General features: G+C 42.4%; 21 protein-coding genes. 4 read left to right on the top strand and 17 right to left on the bottom strand.

Annotated elements, in window-relative coordinates; genetic code table 11:
- Positions 1-184 precede the first annotated feature (184 nt).
- From SM122_RS05670 to SM122_RS05680, 3 genes are read right to left on the bottom strand one after another with little or no spacing between them, the layout of a single operon-like run.
- The gene (locus tag SM122_RS05670; RefSeq protein WP_049483816.1) at positions 185-922 is read right to left on the bottom strand and encodes a hypothetical protein; all 738 of its coding nucleotides are present in this window, start codon (positions 920-922) and stop codon (positions 185-187) included.
- A 15-nt stretch (positions 923-937) separates the two neighbouring features.
- A complete protein-coding gene (locus tag SM122_RS05675; RefSeq protein ID WP_049483817.1) occupies positions 938-2,206 on the bottom strand; it encodes a DUF6287 domain-containing protein in 1,269 nt (422 codons plus the stop codon).
- Positions 2,207-2,218: 12 nt separating this feature from the next.
- Positions 2,219-3,541, bottom strand: a complete 1,323-nt coding sequence (locus tag SM122_RS05680) for a DUF6287 domain-containing protein (RefSeq protein WP_129299669.1) — start codon at positions 3,539-3,541, stop codon at positions 2,219-2,221.
- Between the two features lie 153 nt (positions 3,542-3,694).
- On the opposite strand from SM122_RS05680, the gene pepF reads away from it, so the two are divergent.
- A complete protein-coding gene (gene pepF / locus SM122_RS05685; protein ID WP_129299668.1) occupies positions 3,695-5,491 on the top strand; it encodes an oligoendopeptidase F in 1,797 nt (598 codons plus the stop codon).
- 54 nt (positions 5,492-5,545) lie between these two features.
- Complete coding sequence (locus tag SM122_RS05690) at positions 5,546-6,337, top strand: DUF2785 domain-containing protein (protein WP_324737868.1); 792 nt, start codon at positions 5,546-5,548, stop codon at positions 6,335-6,337.
- Between the two features lie 162 nt (positions 6,338-6,499).
- On the opposite strand, the gene trxA is transcribed toward SM122_RS05690, so the two are convergent.
- The 7 genes from trxA to SM122_RS05725 form a co-directional block, all read right to left on the bottom strand.
- Positions 6,500-6,814: a thioredoxin gene (gene trxA, locus SM122_RS05695; RefSeq protein WP_024054956.1), complete on the bottom strand. Its 315-nt coding sequence runs from the start codon at positions 6,812-6,814 to the stop codon at positions 6,500-6,502.
- A gap of 12 nt (positions 6,815-6,826) precedes the next feature.
- Positions 6,827-7,051: a DUF4649 family protein gene (locus SM122_RS05700; RefSeq protein ID WP_024054957.1), complete on the bottom strand. Its 225-nt coding sequence runs from the start codon at positions 7,049-7,051 to the stop codon at positions 6,827-6,829.
- A 437-nt stretch (positions 7,052-7,488) separates the two neighbouring features.
- On the bottom strand, positions 7,489-7,758 hold the full coding sequence (rpsO, locus tag SM122_RS05705) for a 30S ribosomal protein S15 (protein ID WP_003004251.1): 270 nt from the start codon (positions 7,756-7,758) through the stop codon (positions 7,489-7,491).
- 410 nt (positions 7,759-8,168) lie between these two features.
- Positions 8,169-10,868 (bottom strand): Cna B-type domain-containing protein, encoded by a 2,700-nt coding sequence (locus SM122_RS05710; RefSeq protein WP_272107082.1) that lies wholly within the window; start codon positions 10,866-10,868, stop codon positions 8,169-8,171.
- A gap of 372 nt (positions 10,869-11,240) precedes the next feature.
- Positions 11,241-11,969 (bottom strand): pseudouridine synthase, encoded by a 729-nt coding sequence (locus SM122_RS05715; RefSeq protein ID WP_070665115.1) that lies wholly within the window; start codon positions 11,967-11,969, stop codon positions 11,241-11,243.
- A 2-nt stretch (positions 11,970-11,971) separates the two neighbouring features.
- Positions 11,972-13,123 carry an MFS transporter gene (locus SM122_RS05720; RefSeq protein ID WP_195529606.1) on the bottom strand — a complete coding sequence of 384 codons (1,152 nt, stop codon included), beginning with the start codon at positions 13,121-13,123 and terminating at the stop codon, positions 11,972-11,974.
- A gap of 105 nt (positions 13,124-13,228) precedes the next feature.
- On the bottom strand, positions 13,229-14,392 hold the full coding sequence (locus tag SM122_RS05725) for an MFS transporter (RefSeq protein ID WP_195529607.1): 1,164 nt from the start codon (positions 14,390-14,392) through the stop codon (positions 13,229-13,231).
- 145 nt (positions 14,393-14,537) lie between these two features.
- Between SM122_RS05725 and SM122_RS05730 the strand changes: the two genes are divergently transcribed.
- Both SM122_RS05730 and def read left to right on the top strand, forming a co-directional pair.
- Positions 14,538-15,224, top strand: a complete 687-nt coding sequence (locus SM122_RS05730) for a Crp/Fnr family transcriptional regulator (RefSeq protein ID WP_272107081.1) — start codon at positions 14,538-14,540, stop codon at positions 15,222-15,224.
- A gap of 60 nt (positions 15,225-15,284) precedes the next feature.
- Positions 15,285-15,899 carry a peptide deformylase gene (gene def / locus SM122_RS05735; protein WP_003004253.1) on the top strand — a complete coding sequence of 205 codons (615 nt, stop codon included), beginning with the start codon at positions 15,285-15,287 and terminating at the stop codon, positions 15,897-15,899.
- Between the two features lie 91 nt (positions 15,900-15,990).
- On the opposite strand, the gene SM122_RS05740 is transcribed toward def, so the two are convergent.
- The 7 genes from SM122_RS05740 to SM122_RS05770 form a co-directional block, all read right to left on the bottom strand.
- The gene (locus SM122_RS05740) at positions 15,991-17,232 is read right to left on the bottom strand and encodes an aminopeptidase (protein WP_272107079.1); all 1,242 of its coding nucleotides are present in this window, start codon (positions 17,230-17,232) and stop codon (positions 15,991-15,993) included.
- Positions 17,233-17,596: 364 nt separating this feature from the next.
- Positions 17,597-20,449, bottom strand: a complete 2,853-nt coding sequence (locus SM122_RS05745) for an AAA family ATPase (RefSeq protein ID WP_272107077.1) — start codon at positions 20,447-20,449, stop codon at positions 17,597-17,599.
- A gap of 314 nt (positions 20,450-20,763) precedes the next feature.
- Positions 20,764-21,441, bottom strand: coding sequence for a hypothetical protein (locus tag SM122_RS05750; protein WP_272107076.1), 678 nt, complete (start codon positions 21,439-21,441; stop codon positions 20,764-20,766).
- Between the two features lie 37 nt (positions 21,442-21,478).
- Complete coding sequence (locus SM122_RS05755; RefSeq protein ID WP_134974599.1) at positions 21,479-21,757, bottom strand: type II toxin-antitoxin system YafQ family toxin; 279 nt, start codon at positions 21,755-21,757, stop codon at positions 21,479-21,481.
- Positions 21,750-22,013 (bottom strand): type II toxin-antitoxin system RelB/DinJ family antitoxin, encoded by a 264-nt coding sequence (locus SM122_RS05760; RefSeq protein ID WP_009732165.1) that lies wholly within the window; start codon positions 22,011-22,013, stop codon positions 21,750-21,752. Before SM122_RS05760 ends, SM122_RS05755 begins: the two co-directional genes overlap by 8 nt.
- A gap of 101 nt (positions 22,014-22,114) precedes the next feature.
- Complete coding sequence (locus tag SM122_RS05765) at positions 22,115-23,992, bottom strand: DUF262 domain-containing protein (protein WP_134974598.1); 1,878 nt, start codon at positions 23,990-23,992, stop codon at positions 22,115-22,117.
- Positions 23,986-25,296, bottom strand: a complete 1,311-nt coding sequence (locus SM122_RS05770; protein ID WP_101770791.1) for a DUF262 domain-containing protein — start codon at positions 25,294-25,296, stop codon at positions 23,986-23,988. The genes SM122_RS05765 and SM122_RS05770 overlap by 7 nt, the downstream gene beginning before the upstream one ends.
- Position 25,297: the final 1 nt, after the last annotated feature.

Here is a 25,297-nt window from a genome sequence, read left to right on the forward strand (position 1 = left end):
ATGATAGCATTCGATTGACGCAGCCCATCTATATGTTATATCCTCATCTTTGTATCCAAGCACGTATACCTTTTATTTTAACATATTCAAGCCCAAAAGAAAAAGGCTTTGAGGGCCTTTTTCTGTGAATCTTCAGCAAGTTCTATATAAAAATTTTAGAGCTAGATATAGCTTTTGATTATTTTTACGATTTCACGAATTCAGTGCTGTCGACATAAAAGCGTGTTTTGTGGGTTCCACCCTTGTAGTTCTTGTTGTTGCGTTTCAAGACAAAACGTCTGTATGGATCGGAAGTTCCTTGGATAGTCGTTATCACTTCAACTGAATCTTCATTGACCACCCATTCATCCGGTGAAGGAATTTCCATCGGTGGCATCGCTCCGCCACGACCACCAGCTACAATTTCGTAGAAGGCCTTGTCTTTTGTCGAATAGATCCAGCCGTCCTTCTTTTCGTTTGTCAGTTGGATCAGCTGGTCTTGTGAAAGACTGCGGATAGAGTCCGATGTTTCTTCAGCATTCAATTTATCAATGACATCTTGCAGATTATAGGTCCCCGGCGTGTAGGTATTGTAGTAATCAATGAACATGTCTTGTGGGTAACCATCAACTGCACCGTGATCATTGTTCAACTCTAGCAAGCGAGTCGGTTGCACCTGAAGTGAATAGGTCAAAGACGCACTGTTTTCAATAATCGAATAGATATCCGCTTGGTCTGCTTTTGACAAGGTCCCAATGGCTTCTTTATCATGTTCATCTGACTTATCTTCTTCTGTTTGCTCTTTTTCTTGGGCTTTGTCAGATGTTTTTTTGACCGATGAAGCTCCTACCGAACTGTGCTTACGCTCATAGCGTTTTGGGGTGCAAGCTGCCAGAGAAAGCAAGAGGGCTGCAGCTAGTAAATATGTTCCTATTTTTTTCATGCTTGTCTCCTTTTTTTAGTCCACACGGTAGTACAAATCGTTCCCATTCGTAGCATCACTCTTACTCCAGTAAATGGATTCACTGCCACCTTCTCTTGAAGGAATGAAAAGAATAGGCGTTTCATTCGTTGCCCCAGGCATCCGACTAACTCCGTGTAGATTACCCTCCTTGAAGTAAAAACCAGAAAATTGAACACCATTGACAGCACTACCATTGACTTTCACAATTCCTTGCGCATTAAACTCAATGCTCGTACCGTACTTATTTTTCCAAACTCCCGCTACACTTGAGAAATTTCCAGCTTTTATTTCATCTAGATTCATCTCAGTGCTTGTTTTGGCAGGGGCAGGAGCTGATTCGGCATTCCCATCCACGCGCGTTGTGAAGTCAAGGGCGATCCAGCCTTGTCCAGATTCCAATTTGCCCCAAGTATGACCATCCGCATCCACTGTTTCCGTAATGGTGTGAGTTCCTTTTGCGATCATTCCTGCAGATGGAGCTGAAGTAGACGGTTCTTTTCGAATACGAAGATCGGCCACGCTAACTTGTACTTGGAAGCTTTCTGATTTTTTCTCTTCTGCTTTTGCTGTTGATTTGGAATCCCCTGAACCGTCAAAAGTTTTCCAGTCAAGCTTACTGAGGTCCAACTTCTTGGCTGAAATCCCAAGAGCTTGTTCTGCTGTTTTCTTCCCACCAATTTGAATGGTTGCTTTCTTTTCTTCCTTGGCTCCCCCTTTTCCTAGTGAATAAAGGGTTAATTCCATTTCTGGATTAAGGGATTGCCAAGTAGCATAAACGATTTGCCCATTGTCAAAAACTTCTAAACTGGAGCGATAGCCACCTGCAGAAGCCACATAGGCTACGTGGAGCAAGGTTGGCTGCTTATCTTTCAAATAATACACAGCAGCAATCGTTTTGCCATCCCCAATCAGCAGTTCATCATTACCATCACGATTAAGATCCTCAAATGCATATTGCCACTCATTGGTGCTTCCAAGTGTTTGAAGGTTAAAGACATAGGCATATTCTTCTGAAGTTGCTTCGATCTTCTTCAGTTCATTTTGTAAAGCTGTTTGGTCCTTAGTATTAATGGCAACCGCATAAGACTTATAGCGATCTAATACCTCTTGATAGTACTTTTGACCTGTATCCTTCTTCTCTTTTTTGACCGACGAAGAGCTTGCTGTTTTCGGTTTGCTTTGGCGTTCATAGCGTTTGGGCGTACAAGCCACTAGAGATAGAACAGACACACCCGCCAGTAGTGAAATCATAAATTTTCTCATAGTACCACTCCTTTAGTCCACACGGTAGAAGAAGTCGCTAGCTTCCCACCCTGCTGATTGACCTGTCCAAATGCGGTCCTTTCCAATATCAGAAGGATCTGCTATTTGTTCAACGTATACAGGTAGAGAAGTTCCTGCTGGAATGAATCTTATAATTGCACCACCCACCTTATGCTTAGGATTACTGAATCCTCCACTAAGGTGATTATCTGTTTGTTGAATTCGATTGATCAGCATATTTTCACCATTCAAGAAAACCTGATCTGCTGATCCATTCCCATCAAATACCAGTGTCCAACCCTTCCCATTTTTCCAGGTTCCTGCAATACTTGAAAAATCACCGTTCTGAATTTCTTGAATATTCATTCCGCTGCTTTTCTTACTTGAGCTTGCTGATTTAGAACCATCCACTCGCGTTGTGAAGTCAAGGGCGATCCAGCCTTGTCCAGATTCCAATTTACCCCAGGTATGACCATCCGCCTCTACGGTTTCCGTAATGGTGTGAATTCCTTTTGCGATCATTCCTGCAGAGGGAGCTGACGTCGAGGGCTCTTTACGAATTCGAAGATCCGACACGCTAACTTGTACTTGGAAGCTTTCTGATTTTTTCTCTTCTGCTTTTGCTGTTGATTTGGAATCCCCTGAATCCTCAAACGTTTTCCAGTCAAGCTTACTGAGGTCCAACTTCTTGGCTGAAATCCCAAGAGCCTGTTCTGCTGTTTGGTCCCCACCAATTTGAATGGTTGCTTTCTTTTCTTCCTTGGCTTCCCCTTTTCCTAGTGCATAGAGAGTCAATTCCTGGTCTGGGTTTACAGATTGCCAAGTGGCGTAGACAATTTGCCCATTGTCAAAAACATCTAAACTGGAGCGATAACCGCCCACCGCAGCTGTATAAGCTGTATGGAGTAATTCAGCTTTTTGACCCTTGAGGTAATAGATAGCAGAAACATACTGTTTGTTTCCAGTGTATTGATTGGACACCAAGAGCTCATCCACACCATCTTTGTTCAAGTCTGTAAAAGCATACTGAAAGGTTACCGGAGTTCCTAAGCGCTCCAAAGCATCTAGATAGATGCTTTCTTCTGAACCCGATTGTATTTTACCTAATTCCGCAAACAGGCCTGCTTTATCCCCATTTTTAAGAGCAGTATCATACTTGGCATACCGCTCCAAAACCTCTTGATAATACTTCTGACCTGTATCTTTCTTCTCTTTTTTAACTGATGATGACGTTGCTGTCTTTGGTTTGCTTTGGCGTTCATAGCGTTTGGGCGTACAAGCCACTAGAGCTAGAACGGACGCACCCGCCAGTAGTGAAATCATAACCTTTTTCATAAAAACTCCTCATATCTATCCTAGTATATCAAAAATGGTCAATTTTTCCAGCTCTTTTCAAGATTTTTACACAAGCATTTTCCCTCTCCCTCTATGTTTCTGTCCTTTTTTCTGCTATACTTAGTATAGTTATTTGATCAAAAGGAGAACACTATGGAATTAAAAAAACGTTCTGAATTTCCTGAGAACGAACTCTGGGACCTCACAGCCCTCTATCAAGACCAGGAAGACTTCTTGCGTGCCATTGAAAAAACACGCGAAGAAATCAATGAATTTGTCCGTAACTACAAGGGCAAGCTCCACACTTTTGAAGACTTTGAAGCTGCCTTTGCAGTCTTTGAACAAATTCAGATCCAACTCAGCCACATTGGCAACTACAGCTTTATGCCCCAAACGACGGACTTTGGCGATGAAGCTTTTGCAGAAATTGCCCAAGCAGGGATGGATTTCGAAACTTGGGCGAGCGTTGAACTTTCCTTCTTTGATGATGCTTTGGTAGAAGCGGATGAAGAAGTCCTCGAACGCCTGGGGCAACTCCCTCACCTCACTTTTGCCATTCGTCAGGCTAAAATCAAAAAATCTCACTACTTGGGAGCTGATGTGGAAAAGACCTTGACCAACCTGGGTGAAGTCTTCTACGGACCGCAAGATATCTATACCAAGATGCGGGCAGGCGACTTTGAAATGGCTGATTTCGAAGTGGATGGAAAAGTCTACAAGAATAGCTTTGTTACCTATGAAAACTTCTACCAAAACCATGAAAATGCGGAAATCCGTGAAAAAGCCTTTCGTTCTTTCTCAGAAGGTCTTCGCAAGCACCAAAACACGGCTGCTGCTACCTATCTAGCCCAAGTCAAGTCTGAAAAACTGATTGCAGATATGCGGGGCTACGATTCTGTCTTTGACTATCTCCTAGCTGAGCAGGAAGTGGATCGCTCTATGTTTGATCGTCAGATTGACCTGATCATGAAGGACTTCGCTCCGGTCGCTCAAAAATTCCTCAAACACGTGGCCAAGGTCAACGGTCTTGAGAAAATGACCTTTGCTGATTGGAAGTTGGATTTGGACAGCGCGCTCAACCCAGATGTCACCATTGATGATGCCTATGATTTGGTCATGAAATCTGTGGCACCTCTTGGGGAAGAATATTCCCGCGAAATTGCCCGCTACCAAACCGAACGCTGGGTTGATTTCGCAGCTAATGAAGGTAAGGATTCTGGTGGTTATGCAGCCGATCCATACCGCGTTCATCCTTATGTCCTCATGAGCTGGACAGGACGCATGAGCGATGTCTACACCCTGATCCACGAGATCGGACACTCTGGTCAGTTTATCTTCTCAGACAACAACCAAAGCTACTTCAACGCCCACATGTCGACCTACTATGTGGAAGCTCCTTCTACCTTTAACGAGCTCCTCCTCAGCGACTATTTGGAACATCAGTTTGACGACCCTCGTCAAAAACGCTTTGCTTTGGCTCACCGTTTGACAGATACCTACTTCCATAACTTCATCACCCACTTGTTGGAAGCAGCCTTCCAACGCAAGGTCTACACCTTGATCGAAGAAGGTGGTACCTTCGGCGCTAGCAAGCTCAACAGCATCATGAAGGAAGTCTTGACCGAATTCTGGGGCGACGCTGTGGAAATCGATGACGACGCAGCCTTGACCTGGATGCGCCAAAGCCACTACTACATGGGGCTTTACAGCTACACCTACTCAGCTGGCTTGGTTATCTCAACAGCGGGTTACCTGCATTTGAAGAACTCCGAAAACGGAGCTAAAGATTGGCTAGACCTCCTTAAATCAGGTGGTAGCAAGACCCCACTTGAGTCAGCCATGATCATCGGAGCAGATATCTCAACTGACAAACCACTCCGCGACACCATCCAATTCCTTTCAGACACTGTGGATCAAATCATTGCCTACAGTGCAGAATTGGGAGAATAAACTCCTCTACAGCTAACTCTAAAATAAGCTAGTAAAAATGCAGAGGTGCTAGGGATGTATCAAGAATTACAAAGTAAAGTGACAGAAGAAAAACCAAGCTATAGTCGAGAAGAAATCCAATGGTTGCTGGAACATTTGGGTGATCCTTCACCAGAAATTCGCGATGATCTCGTTTTTACAAGCTTGGCTAGAGGGATTCAGGAAGAACTCTTTACACGGGAACAATTTCATTTCATTGCTGAGACGATTTCATCCGACGAAGGAATAGAAAAAGAGATTGATAAGATTGGGCTATCAACACTTAAGCGTTCTTTTAGAGCACTCGTTTATGCCAATCTCTTGTCTGCAGATGCCAACAAACAATCGATTTTTTATCAAAGATTAAAAGCTGATATAAGATATATTTTACTGGATCAAGGCTTACACTATCTTTTAAAAGAAAAGGATACAACAGGTTTTTCCAGTCAGTATGGCTGGGTTCACGCTTTTGCGCATGGAGCTGATCTTTTGACAGAAGTAGTTTGTCATCCGGACTTTCCTAATGACAAAGTTCATAAAGTCTTTAACACACTTGGTCAAATCTTTAAAAGAATTTCAATTCGTTTTACTGATGATGAAGATTGGCGTTTAGCTAGAGTGCTCTATGAACCTATTTTGCAAGGGAAAATCGAGCAAGAACAAGTAGCTTCTTGGATAAAAACGCTTGACTTTCCGATAGAAGAAAGGGAAGATTTTTATAAATTTTCCAACCTTAGATCCTGTCTGTTAGAAGTCTATATTCAACTTGATCAAAGAAACGTTTTACAAGATGAGTTGAAAAAAGCCATTCAATCTTTTCAATACTAACTATTGCACAGTGAATGTAAAACCCTCCAAAAATTTTCAAGTCACTTTTCGTGAAAAAAATTATTGAAGACAAAAGAGCCTTGCTCCCCATTTAAGAGGGCAAGGCTCTTTCTTTGGATATATAAAAGCACTCCCATTTTACTACTGGAAGTGCTTATGATATTAACTCAACGCCGACACAATGGCCTTAATTTGTGCTGCAGTGTGTACACCAGCAACTTGTTTAACCACTTGCCCATCTTTTTTAAAGAGCAAGGTTGGGATGGACATAATGCCGAAAGCACGCGCTGTTTCTGGATTTTCATCCACATCCATTTTTAGGATTTTTAACTCATCTTCCGAAAGTTCTTCCGATAATTTTTCTAAAATAGGAGCTTGCATGCGACATGGACCACACCAGGTTGCCCAAAAGTCTACCAAGACCAAGCCTTCTTTTGTTTCTGCTTCAAATGTTGCGTCTGTAATTGCTTTTGCCATTTTCTTTCTCCTTTAGTTTTGGTACTGCGTCAAATCTTGCTTCATCAAATAGAAGAAGACATCTCCGTAAGTCCCTTGGTAATCCAATTCATGCCCATTATAGGTCAGTTTCACAACAGGATAAAAATCTGCTACCCCAATCAAGCAAGCTTGTTGGGAGCGTTCAAACTCATCGTAGGAATCAAAATGCATGACTCTTTCTTGTTTTGCACCGTCTAGATATGTAATATCAATCATGTCGATAACCTCTATTTCTTATGATGCATCAATTGTAACTCTATGTATTACATCTGTCAAACAAAACGACTTCCTTAGAATGATGGATCTCGTTCAATAACAAAAAGACAACAAAAAAGCCCTCTGAATTCAGAGGGCTGTTTTGAGCTCGGGATAAAATCTTGGTGAAAACAAAAAATCTCCCCGAAGGGAGATAGTTCTGGTCTATTTTACCTTACGATGCTAGGAACCGAAGCTGAAGATTATACTTGAGTATATCGAGGCAAGGTGACAAAAAACAAAAAAGCTACTCAACTAGAGTAGCTTTATTTCAAGATATGCTCAATTGAACACGGCCTAAGCACTTGGCAAAAAAGATAAAATCTCCTAGAAGCTGAAGCTTCTTCGTCAATTTTCCTATTTTTGCTTTGTGCTTTTGACGGCCTTTGTATCTTGAATTAACGACGAAGTCCAAGAGAGTTGATCAACTCACGGTAACGGTTAACGTCGTTTGTACGAAGGTAAGCCAACAAGTTACGACGGCGACCGATTTTCTTCATCAAACCACGGTAAGTAGCGTGGTCTTTTTTGTGTTGTTTGATGTGTTCGTTCAAGTGGTTGATTTCCCAAGTAAGGACAGCAACTTGTACTTCTACTGAACCAGTGTCACCTTCGTGACGTGCGTATTGTGCAATGATTTCATTTTTTTTCTCTTTTGAGATTGCCATGATAAGCTCCTTTTCTTTATGCTCTATCCGAGTGGCAGGTTTGGCATATCCTGCTACCAAGAAAGAGTTAGTTGTCTATTCGACCTTCTTATTCTACCAAGATTTCATCTTTCTGTCAAACACTTATGTTTCCTTTGAGAGGAGCTTTTCACTTTTCTAAAAAGAACCTTGGGAATTTGGACAGTTTGATGGATCATTCTTCAAGCAACTTATTCAAAAGAGAGTGGGACAGAAATCGGTAATTCGTTAGAATTTGATTTCGTCGTCCCACCTCCGCACAGTTGAGTAGGGCTGTAAAAGCTGATGAAATCAGCGTAGTAGAGCCCACTCAACCACTGCGTCTTGCTCGACAATCCAAAAATAATTGAGAGGCTAGGACTTTTGTCCCAGCCTCTTTATCGGTATGAAGCTTATTTCTCTTTCCGTTTACCACGCAAGAGCAAAGCCAAAGCAAAAATTGCTAAGAGGGCACCGAGTATGGTCAATCCGTAAGCAACAACTTCACCAGTTGATGGAAGAATTTTTTTCTTTCCTTCTTTTGGTGTAGTTGGAGTTTCTGGTTTTTCCGGTGTGCTTGGCGGCGTTGTTGGTGGTGTCGTCGGTGGAGTTGTAGGAGGTGTTGTTGGCGGTGTCGTTGGTGGGGTTGTAGGCGGAGTCGTTGGCGGTGTGCTTGGTGGTGTGCTTGGTGGTGTGGTAGGAGGTGTTGTTGGTGGTGTATGACGATTCGTTACCGTGAAACCATCAATGTTGCTTGTATAACCTGCTACTGGATCCTCTGTAATCGTGTAGGCAATCTTCTTACCTTCCTTGTATACAGGTAGATCCGTGAAGCTTGCCTGCCAATTATCAGTAGCTGTGATTTCTTTTACAGCTACTTCTTGACCATCCGCAAGGAGACGAACTGTGATTTTTTCAGGACGAAGACCATCTTTATTGTCTGCATCATCCCAGATCTTCTTGACCGCTACTTCTGTTACTTCTGGTGTGTGGCTATTGGTAATCACTACATTTCCCTTGTTACTGTCATCGACCGTACTAGTATAGCCTTTGACTGTTCCAACTTCTTTCACTAGGTACTGAATCTCTTTGCCTTTCGCTTTTAGAGGCAAATTGCTAAAGGTATGGGTCCAGTTATTTTTAGCAGAAAGTTCCACTTCTTTTCCTTGAGCTTTGCCATCTGCATAGAGCTGTACCTTAATGGCGCTTGGACGTTTGCCATCTTGGTCATTGTTGTCTTCCCAACGTTTTGTAACAGTAACGCTGGTTTTACCTGGCTTGTAGCTATTGGTAATGATTGTTCCATCAATCGCAGCAGAGTAATTGGCTACTGTGTCTTCTGTGACTGTGTAGACAATTTGTTTGCCGTGATTGTATTTTGGAAGATTGGTAAAGACTGTCTTCCAATCAGTCGCTGCACTTAGCTCTTGGCTAGCTACTTCTGTACCATCTGCAAGGAGACGAACAGTGACCTTGTCAGGACGAACGCCATCTTGGTTATCATTGTCTTTCCAAACTTTCGTTACTGGAATCTCAACAACTTCTGGTGTCCGACTGTTGGTAATATTGGTTCCTTCAATAGTCGCTTCATAGCCTTCAACAGGTTCTTCTGAAACAGTGTAGGCAATGACATTGCCAGCATCATCGACCACATCGAGATTATCAAAATGATAAGCCCAAGTTCCTGTAGCATCTGGTTTCACTTCTTTAGAAGCGACTTTGACACCATTTGCTAGGAGATTGACTGTGATTTTTGATGGACGCTTGCCATCTTGGTTGTCATTATCATTCCATGTCTTTTGGCCAGCAACGCTTGTTTTTTCTTTTTGGTTCACAACATCACGAGTAATCGCAAGGTCATTTCCAAAATCATCCTTGCTGATCTTGATAGGTTCTTCTGAGAGAACATAACCTGCTGGAGCTTGAATTTCTTGAACCGTATAAGCTTGTTTGATCAAGCCAGTAATGGTGCCAACACCATTCTCATCTGTCGTAATGGTTCCCACTTGCTCACCAGTATCATCTGCTGTCACAGCAAAGACGGCACCGGCAAGCGCTTGACCATTTTCACCTTTTTTGTGAATGGTGAAGGAGTATTTCTCACCATTGAATTTTCCATCAAGGAACTGATACAGAATGTCTGCAACCTTATTTTGTTCCTTGATTTCTGTAGCTGTCATGCTAGCATTGTTTTTAAAGGATGTATTGATGGCTGGAACCTTGTCCAGATAGACATCATAGCGAACAGTCATCCCTTGTTCAGGAGCTAGATCGCCAATATGAATCGTTAGAGAACGACCATCAGCGCTGACAACAGGAGAATAATTCTTCGTGACATTTGTGGTATCTTTTAAATGATAAGCCCCATCTTCATCACTGACCTGCCAAGTTCCTGTATGGATGTTGACAGAATCTGCTTTGATCTTCCCATCTGTAAAGGCCAATTGGTCTTTAATGTCAATATTATGAAGGGCTGTGTGGCCTTGATTGATGTTCAAGGTATAGGTCAATTTTAATTTATCATCTGAGTTGGTCCAACCCCATTTGCTAAAGACTTCTGGAGTAGGAGGATTCTCACCTGGATTGACCCCTTTGTAATCGATATTCCCACCTGAAATCACTTTCTTATCGATCGTAAGAGTAAAATCAAGTGTCTTTTGTCCTTTGACGACTTGGTGGTCAACACGCGCAAAGAAACGCAGTTTCCCTGTCACATTGGCCATTCTTTCAGGATAGTCTGTATAGGTTACTGTGATGACCTTTCTTTGATCGTCTACCGTTGCTGTCGCAACTTTTTGACCACTTGGATCCAGCAGGTCAATGGTGTCCGTTTCAAAGACCTTAAAGCCATCTCCAAGTTGGATAACGGTCTGATCTCCCTTTTTTACACGTCCATTTGGCAACACAAAGTTTGCTTCAACTTGAAAACTCTCCCAAACACCGAGTGGATCTGTAATCGCTCCACCAGTTGATTTCGAGATGTTTACAGATGTCACAACATCATTGATCGTATCTGCATGGACTTTAGCTGGACTATTGGGTTTGGCAAATCCTAAAGCCGCTAGTAAAAATAGGGCAACTGTTGTCACAACAGAATAGAGCCACTTTTTCATAAACGATTTTTCTCCTTTTTCTACGTTTACTAGATAAGGTATGTGAGTCGAAAAATTATCACTACATATTGTGAATTTATACACAACCTATCTTGTTTCATTATAATCGATTTACTTTGAGAAGACAAGCTAATATATATGCTTTTTGTATTTTAAGTACAATTTTTTGAAACAAAGAAAAAATAGAGAGTAGGACAGAAATCGGTCATTCGTTAGAATTCGATTTTGTCGTCCCACCTCCGCACAGTTGAGTAGGGCTGTAAAAGCTGATGAAATCAGCGTAGTAGAGCCCACTCAACCACTGCGTCTTGTTCGACAATCTAAAAATAATTTAGAGGCTAGGACTTTTGTCCCAGCCTCTTGGTTTTTTGCTTATAAGGGAACTCCGAAGACCTCTAGGGACTTGAGTTCAGAAGGATGGAGTCTCCGCCATGCTCCCAATTGAAGAGTTGAATCTAGCGTTAGAGGCCCCATAGAGATCCGCTCTAAATCCACCACTTCCTTGCCACAGGCAGCGACCATGCGCTTGACCTGATGGAATTTTCCTTCAGCGATTTCGATTTCGACGTAGGAGCTGGCATTTGCCTCATTCACCTCTAAGATCTGCAATCTCGCAGGCAGGGTCGTGAAGTCTTTGAGGGCAATGCCAGCTTCAAAACGGGCCACATCTGCCTCATCCATGATCCCAGCCACCTGGGCACGGTAGATCTTCGACACATGCTTCTTCGGCGAAAGCATGGCATGGGCGAGCTTGCCATTATTGGTCAAAAGGAGTAAGCCATGGGTATCGATATCTAGACGCCCGACAGGAAAGACTTCCTTGTGATGGGCTGTCTCATCCAATAGATCTAGCACAGTTTGGTGGTGATCATCTTCAGTCGCTGAGATGACCCCAGCTGGTTTATTGAGCAGATAATACACAAAGGTTTCATGGACCAGGTCTTCTCCCATAAAGGTCACCTGATCCTTGTCTGGATCAATCTGCAGCTTTCCTGCTGTCTCTTTTTTTCCATTCACTGCGATTTTCTTTTGCTTGAGGAGTTGCTTGACCTCGGTCCTACTCCCCACGCCGCAATCCACTAAAAATTTATCTAGGCGCATAGTTATTTCCCGCTCTTTCGCACAATCCAAAGGCCAAAAAAGGAAACCAGGATCATGAGGATACCAGAAAATCCAAAAATGAAGACTGGAGCAGATGAGATCGTCCCTAATAGACTAAGGACAAAGGTCGTTGCGATCGAACCTGTACTACATCCCAAAACCGCAATGGACGTTGCCTGGCTCAAGACCCCTGCTGGCATCTTATCAGATAAGACATTGTAAACTGTTGTAAGAGCCACACTGTAGGCGAAGCCAGAAGCAATGGTTACAAGGGCAAGAATCAAGAGATTTGGAGAGACCCCGATCAACATTTGGGCCACACCATAAGCTACTCCCGAAACCAATAATAAACGATCACGGAATAGATAGGTCAAGGGCGAGAAGGCCAAACCTGCCAAGATCCCAACAAATTGCATGGCTGCTAATATAACCCCAGCAGTTTGGGCAGTGCCATGTCCAACTTGTTCTACCACACTTGGAATCCGAACGGTGATCATGACATTGGACAAGACGATAGCTGCCGCAACGACCGCTAAGCCGAGTGCTGTCTGCCATTGCCCCCCTGTCATCTTGACATCCCGGTGTTTTTCCTCCACTGCTTCCGTCGTAGATCCATATGGCACAAATAAGAGATACAAAAGTAAGATAGGAATACTGATACCGTAGACGAGAAAGGCAGCCTGCCAGCCAAAGCGAATCAAAAGGCTGACTCCAAAGGTTAAAACGGCCGTCCCAACAACCTCCGCAGAACCACGAATACCAAGGGTTTGAACGCGTTCCTTCCCTTTATAGCGCTCACTGATAATGGCAATGGCAGAAACATTGAGCAAACCAACTGCCATCCCGAAAATAATCCGAGACAAAAAGACAACCGGATAAGCTGGACTGATTAAGGGAATAAAGCCACATAGAGCGTAAGCAACTAAGCCTGTCACAATCATCTGACGCTCTGAAAATAGGCGCCCAATCCATTTATTGAAGATGAGTGAAACCATGATCCCGGCAGAAGGAAGCGAGACCAAGAGCTCAATCATGCTGTGAGGAATTCCCCTGTAATAGGCAAACATGGCCGACTGCGCACTCGAAATCGAAAACGAGGTCGTCAAAATAAATGAAAGCGCGAGAATACTCACTTTCTCCATGATTTTTTTCATTATTCTATCCTTTAAACTAATCTTTTTTTCACACTCCTCCTATAATAACACGAGCTAGTGACAGGACGCAATCAATTGAATTAAAAAAACGAAATGATTTCTCCATCATTTCGTTCGTGCTAACAATTGCGAGGCGAAGACTCCCGTTAGGACCATCAAAGCGCCAATCCAGACAAAGAGCAGGTGATTGGAGGGAGCTAGTGGCGTCACCAACTGGATGAAGAAAGAAGAGAGGGCTGATCCGAGATTGCAGCCGATCAAGACCAGCGAGGTCGCAAGGTTCAGGAGATTGGTCGGGATTTTTTCAGATAAGTGATAAAAGATACTGGTGACCCCCGTACTGTAGGTAAATCCTGCTAAAAGGGTTCCTATAACCAAGCTCCATAGCTGGCTGGACAAGCCAATCAAGGCCAAAGCCAGACCGAAACCAAAGCACATGATCATGAGCAAGTTCTTTTTGAAAACATGTGTCAAACTGGCAAAGCCTACCCCTGCGACAATCCCTGTTAATTGCATCAGACTCAAGACGGTTCCAGCTGTTGTCGCTGTTCCCATACGAGCATCAACGATGATATCCGGCACGCGCAGACTAATGATGGAATTGAAACAAATGATGATACCAGCAATCACAGCTAGCATCAGACTAAAACGCCATTGAGGGGAGCGAAGACGTGCGGAACCTTTCTTTTTCTCCTTCAAGCTAGCCTGTTTTTGCTCCTTAGGATAAGGGACAAAAAGGAGATAGAGGAGTAAAATCAAGTAACCACCACCATATACGGCAAAGATCGCTGGCCAGCCTAGGGGTAAGAGTTGTCCCACAATAAAGGTCAAGATGGCAGAGCCCACCACTTCAGCAGACCCCCGATAGCCCAGCATCCGGGTCTTATCATTGCCTGAGTAGCGCTCACTGATAATTGAAATAGCCTTGGCATTGATCATTCCTGTCCCCAAGCCAAAGAGCAAACGACTCAGAAAGATGAGAGGATAGTCCTGCACGACCAAAGGCAAGAGGCCACTAGTTGAAAAGAGCAAGAGCCCTGCGACAATCATCTGGCGCTCACTCATCCACCGCTCGATCAGGCTATTTAAAAAGAGCATGGCTACGACCGCAAAGGCTGGCAGGGAAACCAAGAGTTCCACCTGGCCTGCTGAATATCCGAAGTGGCTAAAATAAGCCTTCATAGCCGGCAAACCAGCTGTAATTGAAAAAGATGAGATCAGCATGAGCGACAAGCTCAAGAGACTGATTCTTTCCATTGTTTTTTTCATTGTTTATTTCCTACACTTTACTGGTAACATTTTGATTTCACTAGTTTTTTCAGAAAAGATTCAAACTAGTATTTTCAATAGAATCCTAGTATAATCAATTTAGAAATAGAAAAACAGGACATTTGTCCTATTTTAGGAGATTGAGATGAAAAAAATTTCCCCATCTACAAGACTCAAGGAAATCATCACAGACTACCAATTGGACCAGATCTTTCCAGGCGACTGTCTTAGCCAGCTGGACCTCGTTCTCTACCAGGCTGGAGATTATATCTGCCGCCAAGGCTCTGAGCAAGATGTCATTCCTTATTTTCTCAATGGCCGGCTCAAGATCGTTCATAGTCTTGAAAACGGCAGTGACACCATTCTTGAAATCCAAGAAAAACCTGGACTCTTAGGAGAGATTGAGCTCCTGCTCGATCGGGTCTGTATCACATCGGTCATTGCAGACCAAGACTCGCTAGTCGTCCAGCTCCCAGCCCAGCACTTTAAGAAGCGCCTCCTGCTTGATCCAACCTTTTTGCACTCTACGGCCAAGACCTTGGCTGAGAAATTGCACCAGATCAACTATTTGGCTCCTGCCAACTTTCATTATTCGGTCAAGGAACGCCTCGCTACGCATTTTCTGGAGCATTGCGATAAAAATGGGACCCTCAAGCCCAAGATGAATCAGCTGGCCCTGCGTTTTGGGATCAGCTACCGCCACCTTAGCCGCGTCATCAAGCAGATGATCGAAGAGGGGTTGATCCAAAGAGAAGGGCGAGTCTATACGATTTTAGATGCAAAAAGGATGAATGATTTGTCCATCAAACATGCGGAAACCGTCGACAGATAACTTTAATTTTAGGCTCTTTTGTGTTATCATGGAGGGTAGAAAGAAAGTGAGAGTAAAACGATGAAAGCAATTGAAAAAGTTACAAGAGCGTCCCATTTGATTGATATGGATGACATTATCCGCGAAGGAAATCCAACACTTCGAGCTGTTGCAGAAGATGTAACCTTCCCTTTGTCTGATCAGGAAATTATCCTGGGTGAAAAAATGATGCAATTCTTGCACCATTCTCAAGACCCTGTTATGGCTGAAAAACTTGGCCTCCGAGGAGGAGTGGGACTTGCTGCCCCTCAGCTGGATATCTCGAAACGAATCATCGCTGTTTTGGTTCCCAATCCAGAAGATGCCGATGGTAACCCACCAAAAGAAGCCTATAGCCTTCAAGAAGTCATGTACAATCCAAAGGTTGTCGCCCATTCTGTGCAAGATGCGGCGCTTGGCGACGGGGAAGGCTGTCTCTCTGTAGACCGCAACGTCCCAGGCTATGTGGTTCGACATGCCCGCGTGACTGTTGAGTATTTCACAAAAGATGGGGAAAAGAAACGCATCAAACTCAAAGGCTACAACTCCATCGTCGTTCAACATGAAATCGACCACACCAACGGCATCATGTTCTATGACCGCATCAACCCAAACAACCCATTTGAAATCAAAGAAGGCCTTTTGATTTTAGAATAGGGTAAATGACAAAAAAGTAAGGTAGTAGTGAATCATCACTACTACCTTACTTTTTTTACGAGACTGCGTCTACCGATTTCTGTCCTGCTCCCTATATTGCCCAATCTCCGTTGCGGAAGACTGGGACGCGGGTGCCGTCTTCTCGGATGCCATCGATATCCATTTGGCTTGAACCGATCATGAAGTCGACGTGGACGTCTGAGCGGTTGAGGCCGGCTGCTTCGAGTTCTTCTTCTGTGAACTCTGCGCCACCTTCTACACTGGTTGCATAGGCTGCCCCGATGGCCAAGTGGTTAGAGGCATTTTCATCAAAGAGAGTATTAAAGAAGGTAATGCCTGATTGGGAAATTGGACTTGGGTCTGGGACAAGGGCACATTCACCCAAAGCACGCGCTCCCTTGTTTTTGAAGACCAAATCTTTCATGACTTGATCGCCTTTTTCTGCTGTGATATCTACGATTTCTCCATTTTCAAAGGTCACTTTGATGCCTTCGATAATGTTCCCATTGTAGCTAAGCGGTTTTGTAGACGTTACATAACCTTCTGCGCGACGGAAGTCAGGAGCTGTGAAGACCTCTTCTGTCGGCATGTTTGGCAAGAAGCTTTCACCTTGGGCATTGATGGCTCCGGCAGATTCCCAGACGTGGTTTTTCGGCAAGCCAAGAGTTAAATCAGTCCCTGGGGCTGTGTAATGAAGGTCTGAGAATTGTTCCTTATTCAGTGTATCTGCCTTGCTCTTGAGAATAGCTGCATGCTCTTCCCAAGCCTTGACTGGATCTTCCTCATAGACTCGGCAAGTCTTGAAGATTTGATCCCACAGGAGATCCACTGCTTCTTCATCGCTCGCCGCATTTGGGAAGACCTTTTTCGCCCATTCTAAACCTGCTGCTGCAGCAACGGTCCAGCTGACCTTGTTGGATTGAGTGGCGATGCGCATTGGTTTCATGGCTATACCCAAGGCCTTGGCAGAGGCAGAAAGCTTCTCTGCATCAACACCATTTAAGGCACCTGGATCAGACGAGCGCACCCCCAAGCGACTAGCCTTGTGTTCCAAGAGGTAGTTCATTTCCGCGATCTTGTAGTCTGGCACGTTGTCCAAGCGATCCATCGGTGCATGGAGGAATTTCTCCCGGGTAGTAAAATCATCTGCCCATTGGACAATGACTTCATGGGCACCTAAGGCATAGGCTTCCTTCACGATTAAGTGGGCCAATTCTCTTTGTTCCACATCGATGTTCAAGACCAAGGTATGGCCAGGTTGCACGTTGAGGCCGTTCGCAACCAATAATTTAGCGTATTTTTCGAGATTTTCTTTAAAATTTGGTAAAACCATTTTTTTCTCCTTCATAAGTGAATGATCTCTTCCTAGTATACCACAAGTCCATGTAGAATTCTTTTAAAGCGTAAACAACCTTTTTTAATATAAGATAGGTTAAATAATTCTGAAAAGAAATAAAAATGAGTTCTTTTTAGAACGAATCAAGAAATACCGAAACTTTCCGCTGTGAGAAAAGTGCCTGAAACTTAATAGTTTCAGGCACTCGGAATTATTGAGACCTTAGGCTCAATAATTAGTCATGGAACTTCGTAGAAGTTCGCTGACGTCCGTACTCACCTAAGGAAAGTTTCTAAGAAGACTTTGTCTTCAACTGAAAGGATTCCGCTCCTGCAGAATCCTTTTTCTTGTTCCTTCTAGCTTAAGGAAGAACATAGCCTCGATCATCTACCGTATGGGGATGTTCAGTATTGCCATTCTCTCTCAAGGCTTCCAAATCTTGATCCAAAATCGAATTGTAATCCGTACTACCTTCACGGGTTACTCGCGTCGATACTTGGCGCAAGAGTTTTTCATTAAGATTGCGGACCCAGCGACCATTACTATGGTCATTGGCACGCATATAATTCCCTTTTACAATCTCTCCATAAAGGGCTTCATTGACCTGGTAACCTTGCTTACGCAATCCTAACAAACCGATCTCCACGATCTCATCTGGGCTGTAGTCTTCAAAATCAAATGTAGTTGGGATCCGGCTTTGTAGACCTGAATTGACCTGCAAGAAGTCGTGCATCTCTTTTGTGTAACCAGCAAAGATAATAACGATATCGCGACGGTGATCCTCCATAAATTTGAGGACTTCTTCCAAGGCTTCTTTCCCAAAATCGTCATTTAAACCGGTATAGAGCGTATAGGCCTCATCGATAAAGAGGACTCCACCCAGTGCACTTTCTAGGACTTCGCGCGTCTTCAAGGCTGTTTGACCTTGGTAGCCTCCAACCAGATTGCTCCGCGATACTTCGATGAATTTCTTCTGCTTGATAACCCCTTTTTGGAAGAGGATATTGCCCAAAATGCGGGCCACGGTCGTCTTCCCTGTACCGGGATTTCCAAGAAAGAGGGAGTGCAAGGTCGTGTCTTCGACGATGCCACCTTGTTCAGCCCGTTTTTGATTGAACTCAGCCATGGCCACGAATTGTTCGACTTGCTCTTTCACCTTAGCAATTCCAACCAAACGGTTGAGGGCAGTCATCCCATCTTCTTCCTTGTCGGCTCCGGCTTGATACTTACCTTGGTTAAGGACAGCATCGATATCGCTATTGAGGATGGTCTCAATATCGTCAGAACCTTGGGCTACCACCCGATCTGCCATGGTCTTGGTCAATTGCTCATCCAGGTTACGGATCCAGCGACCATTGCTCTTATCTAGCGAGCCATCATAAGCCCGCTTAACATGCCGCGCATAGTAATCCCGGTCTTCGAGTTTGTAGTCTCCTTTGCTCAGGATCATTTCACCTAGTTGGACAATCTCATCTCCTGTGAAATCTTCAAAGATGAAATTATTTGGTACCCGAGAACGAAGGCCTGGATTGGTCTTTAAGAACTCCTCCATTTCCTTGGTATAGCCGGCAAAGATAATCATGATGTCGTCACGATTGTCCTCCATAAATTTGAGGATGGTATTGATCGCCTCGATCCCAAAATCTGCACCGCTATCTTTTTTATCCAAGCTATAGGCTTCATCAATAAAGAGGATGCCTCCTCGCGCTTTTTCAAGCAGGGCTTGGGTCTGTTCAGCTGTTCCTCCAATATTCGAAGAGATCAGATCGGACTCCGTTGCTTCCACGAAACGGAATTCTTCCCCTGAGAGAACACCCGCATCAAAGAGCACTTGTCCCAACAGACGGGCCACAGTCGTTTTCCCTGTACCAGGATTTCCCATAAAGGCAGCATGCAAGGTTTGCTTTTCAGGAGCCTTGCCACTGGCGATTCGTTTCTTGTTGAATTCCACCATGTTGATCATTTTCTTGATCTCATGTTTGACTTTTTCAAGACCAATCAGGCTATTGAGTTCTTGAAGAGCATCTTGTTTCTTCTCTGGTCCAGAGTCTCTTGCGGTAGTTGGAGCCACCGTTGCATCCGTCGCCTGTCCCGTAGGAACGACTTGCGCATTGCCCTTGGCCACTTCTCTACCGACAAGATAATCACAGTCATCCTCAATTTCCTTGGTCAGATCACGCGCATCCCCTTGCTTATAGGTCATGGTGCCCACCTTCGCAAAGGCTCCACCTTGAAGCCGTATATTAGGATCCGCAATCTTATGACAAATCATATGCTCAGCCATCAGCACACCATCATCAAAAACGCCAAATGAAATGGTTTCGGCATTCTCATTCAAGAAGGTTGTTTCTCCAGTCAGGGAAGCAAAGGACTCTTCATAGACGCATAAAAATTCTGTAAATGTAGCCTGGTGAGCTCGGATCATACTATTGAATGAATTGAGGGAGGTGATACGATCCGAATCCGAATTGAATTGAACATTATTGTCAAGACAGACTCCAGTTCCAGTAGGCAACTCAATTTTACAGTTTTCAGACTCCCAGATGACATTCCTCAACCAAACTGGTGGAAAATCCTTTTCCAGATCCCCGCCTGTAATCGTTGAATTTTTTGCGATCACTTCTGAGTCCTTGGCATGGATCGTATTATTCCCAAATTTTTCAATATGGACATTTTCTAAGGTCAATTTAGATCCTTCTGACAGATCAATCTTAGAAAAAATCGTTGAATTGCGAATAGTCAATTCCGAAGCGGACATACCGATGGCACTTTGGTGTTTTTCCGGAACCTTCATCCCGACTCCTTCCAGTGTCAACTTCGAATGCGTATCCATATAGATAAAAAATTCACTATTTGTCGGAGTGGTTGCTTCAAAATAGACCTGTTTACAGGTGATATCTGAGCTATTCCATAAGAGCAAGGCAGTATAATTCCCACCAACTTTAAACCACAGATCTTCAAATGTCACCTGAGCTCCCTCTACAAATCGGAAGGAAGCCTCAATGATGTTGTTAAACATGCGCCCATTGCCATTTGGATTTGGAACCACATGCCCCACAAAATGAAGGTTCTTGTCGATCTCGATCACTTTATTTGTCGGCCATTGAAAGACATACCCATTTTCAAACTCGATGGTATCCCCATCCTGCGCTTTTTCAATCGCATCCATAAAGTTCCAACTATTGTTGTAAGGCCCTACTAAATATCTTGCCACGCGCATTTCCTCTGTTTCATCTTTTCTGTTTCCTTGTTATAAACACTTGTCACTAAAAATTGTAACACAATCTAGTGCCAAAGAAAACACTTATCAGATCTGAAAGGACTGAAAAACCTCTATTTTCAACAGGAAAATAGAGGCTATCAGTTAATCTTTCAAGGCTGAAAATAAGCCGGCTAGAGCAATCGCTCCTGAGATCATGGCGGTGGAAAGGAGCAGCACATTGTCTGCCACTTCTAGCTTGTAGACAAAGACTTTTTCAGCTGGTTTGTCTTCCGCAAAAATGTCAACCTTTATGTTCTATTCCTTCCTTAGTCATCCTCCTCACCCAGATAGAGACGTCGTGCCTCTGGGCTGCTGCTAAGAATATCGAGATAGATTTCATACTCATCGGGTAGGGGCATTCCTAATGAGATATCTAACTCTGGATTCACATTTTCCCCATAAAGAAAACAGAGATAAAGACGTTCATTGAGCGTTGGAAAGACTTCAAGTGACATGAGCTCAGCCTGACCGACCCGCTCCCAATCTTGCTCTTGGATGTCTGGTAGGATATAGGCTTGGAAGAGGCCCATTAGAGGATTATCCTCTGGTAGGCCACTATCCTTATCCGCCTGAACCAAGGAAAGCCGTTGGCCAAAACCAGCTACTTGGCGCTCCCGTCCCTTCACCGAAACCGTAATCGGATGCCCTTCCATATGGCTATAAATCCATTCTTTGGGTAACCGATAATCTAAGAGAGGGTCAAGATCTTTGACAATCGTTACAGGACTAGAGCGTAGAAACTGACGAGTGACTGCTTTACAAAAGAGAATATTCTCCTCTTTCAAGGTTACTCCCTTCCAGCTATTTTCCTCCTTAAAATGGTTAAAAAATACCAGATAGGGCTCTCGCACCATTTGTGCTAAGACATAGACGCCGTTTCGTAGGCGAATGGAAATGATTTTCCCTGACTTCCAGGGTATTGCTCTTTTTTTCTTTTCTATCATTAGCCAACCCCAAACTGATCGAGGATTGTTGAACCCATCAAAACAAATCACTGTGACTTCCTGTCCTCAGCAAGTTTAAAATCAATTCGTCCTTATCTACTTTGTAAACCAAAAGCCAATCCGGCTGGATATGACACTCCCGAACACCTTGGAAATGCTTGGAATCCGTCAATTGATGGTCACGATATCTGACAGGAAGTTCTTTTTCTTGTATCAGAAAATTCAAAACTTCTTCTAACAAGTCTGCCTTCAAACCACGCTTCATTGCCAACTTAAAATCTTTTTTAAACTGTTTATGATAACGAATCTTAAGCACGCAGGTCCTCCATCAAGTCTGAGACTGATTCAAAGGGTTGACTCATATTCCGATTTTGCTCTACATCCGTTACGACTTGGAGCAACTTCCCATGATCGTCTAATCGAACATCAAAAGGTAAGCCCTGATATTGAATAGCCTGACGGAGGAAAATGTTGATAGCTGTGGTCATATCCATCCCTAAATGATTAAACACTAGTTGGGCCTGCTCCTTAACCTCACTATCCAAACGAATACTCATGCTCGTCTTTGACATATTCTCACCTTCTTTCTATTAATTATTATAACAAAAAAGAAGGCTAATGTAAATCTATTGGATATACAATAGCATCTTAAAATTGATATTCAAGGTAATTCTTATAACTTACTTCCTATAAATTTTTTGACCATAGGTAAAATTTCTTTTTCCAATCCTTTTATTTGATCCGATTCCCATTTAGTTTTTTCTGTAATGCTAGCCATTATTTGTAATTTTAAACTCTGACGATCAAAAATTCCTTCCCACTGTTTATATTTTGCACTCGGAACTAAATTCCCAAATTTCGAATTTTGACTATCTGTAATGATACAAAGGTTCCCAAAGGAGTGTAAGAATTGATCATCCATTTTCTCAACTCTTTCATCACTATTTGGATGTTGCGGAAACCAATGCTCTATAGAACGACGATATGCAAATTTGAACTGATCAAATTTTATACCTTTATACTTTCTTCCTAATTCTTCACGGTTTTTCCACAAGATGTAATCAACAAAATTGAATGCATAAACAGGAATATCACCATATTTCTTGATCATATCTTCCTCGGTGAATAATCTTCCCTCAGCAAATCTTACAGCCATTATTTCAAGAAAATCCTTAAAATAAGAACCAAATTCCGGTTGATCTAACTCTTCAATATGGTTGAAGAGGAATCGCAAACTTTCATATAACCAACGACTATCACGATTGGCAGTAAAAGTCACAGCAAACATAGATTGAAGAAGAATGATGTTTTTGTTAATTTCTGAATCTGAAAATGTATTCTTAGTAAAGCGTTCTTCAACTATGTAATGCTCTTTTGCTTTTCCATTTGGCTGGTATTCATAATAAGTCCCCTTCTGCAAAAACCATTCATCCTTATTTCTGCTTGAAGAATCCATATTTGAATTTCTAACAATGAAATTATCAAAAATATGTTTCATTCTAAGAAGGAATTCACTGAATTCAATAACCCAAGTCTCATTTTTATTTTTTATATCAAATAGAGTTAAGAGTTTCTTATCATCTAACTGAACCTCACTGGTATCCTTACCTTCCCAAATCGCCAATACATGGAGTAAGAAGGTCGGAAAATCAATAACTTGGGTATAGTCACCACAATCTTTTTCCTCTTCTATAATTTTTTCATTGACCTTTTTCCCTAATATATCAGATAACTTTCTTCTTTCATTTTGATAAAAATCAATATCATCATAAATATTATGAAATGAGTAATTTGAAAAGTGCCATCCGAAAATACGTTCACGCTCCTGAAAATTATCTGCCCTCTTCCGCCTCATCTTAAATTGACTTGCTACCGGCTTATCAAACTCCGCGCAAGCATCCCAGATTCTCGCAAATTTTTGGGCCGTTTCTTGGTCTTCTCCAAATTTAGCTATCATTTGTGCCTTAAGAATTTCATGAGCTTCTAGTTGTTCTCCTCGAGAGTTGAAACGTTCGAAATAAAGATTTAAATCTAAATCTTTAGGAAGAATACTACGAAAAATGATGACATTATCAAAAAGATAATGAAATAAAGGCTGAGGATCAAGCTGGCGCTCCTCTATCACTTTTTTCAAGGCATCTTTAGCATGTCGGTAACCTCTAGTTAACTCATTTTCATCGTCCTCTGAAATTTTTTCCTTGGTAAACAACTTTTGGATATTCTCGTTTGACTTCCTCCTAGCTGGAAAAGTAAGATTGACAGCTTTCAATCTATCAAAACTAAACTCATGTTTCAAAGCTAAGGCAATCAAATTAAGAGCTGTTGTTCGTTGTTGACCATCAATGATTTTGAAAAGACCATTCTCTTCATTAACAACTAATGTTCCAATATAATAATTGTCTCTCTTTTCTTGAAAAGCATCTGCCACATCGTTCAATAATTGTTCAATTTCATCATAAGTCCAAGCAAAATTTCTCTGATAAAGAGGAATAGCATAGGTATCTTCATTTAACAAACGGTTAACGGATAAGCTTATATGTGTTTCTACCATTTATCTTTTTCCTCTTCTATAATTTGTTCCATCGTATAATTTTCAAATAATTCTCTATCTATCTTAACCATGAAATCATTCGGAGTTACAGCATGGGCTAAAACTTGAAATAGTTTTTGAACTTCTCTTTGTCTGAACTTCCCGCCTGCAGCGTAGTTTCCTACAGTAGCGTCATATATGGCTCGAGACTTCACACGGGGGTAGTAAGCCCAAATAAACAAGGTTTCTACTATTTCCTTTGATAGCTTATCTTTTCCAAATCTCTCCGCAAAGAGAGAACAAATGTTTAGAAACAGATTGTGGCACTTGCGATAGCGCCCCTTTGAACTATTGTAAATTTTTAACATACCTTCAGGGTAATCTGAACCATTTTCTTCACTCTTAGGATCATTAAAAATTCCTAACTGTTTATTTAAAACATCTATATGGTCTTTAATCATTTGATGAACAGATTCAATATATTCAAAAAATTTGCTTCCATCTATGATTGGCATAGTAATTGACATAGGGAAGTTTTCAATATGACGATATAATTCTAGGTATGGAAAATTCTGATTTAAATCAACACCTTTAAAATCGTCAATAAAATCTTCTGTAAAACGCAGATAAGAACCATAACGCTTGTTAGTTAGTCCTGTTTCTCCCCTAGACCAACGTCTCATACGGAAAAGATGCTTATCAAACAGATCTTTCAGACTTAAATCGTCATCTTCCACAAACTGCTCCCATTTCTCAACAATTTTTTCATCTTCTGAGTCTTGTTGACGCAGATGATAGGCTTTGAGTAAGTCATGAGGTTCTAAAGATTTTCCACGATTATTCTGAGAATCAAATAATTGAAAGGCTTCTGCCAAACGTTCCTCTGGCATGATGATACAAGAAATAGAACAATTTTCCAATAAAAATTCGCAAATTTCTTTTGCCTGGCTTGTACCTACCAATTGAGTTAAATTTTCCCACTCGTTATAATTTTCGCTTGCATGATAGCAGGATATCTCTCCAAATTCAGCACCTAAAAGTTGATTAGCACCTTCATAATCCTTTAACTTTTCTAATGAATGAAGAAACAAGGAAATAGAAATTAGTCGTTGTTGCCCATCTACAATATCTAAGTATCCACCATTATCATGAAAGATAACAGAGCCAACTTGATATTCCTTTTTTTCCATAGCATCTCGTAAATCATAAAAAAGATTACGAATATGCTTTCTGTTCCACTTATAAGGTCTTTGATAAGAAGGAATCCGCAAATTCCCTTCTTTCAATAGCTCTCCAACCTTTTTTGAAGTAAATTGAATACCCATT

Origin of the sequence: Streptococcus gingivalis (assembly GCF_035544715.1) — a bacterium.
GTDB classification, from domain to species: domain Bacteria; phylum Bacillota; class Bacilli; order Lactobacillales; family Streptococcaceae; genus Streptococcus; species Streptococcus gingivalis.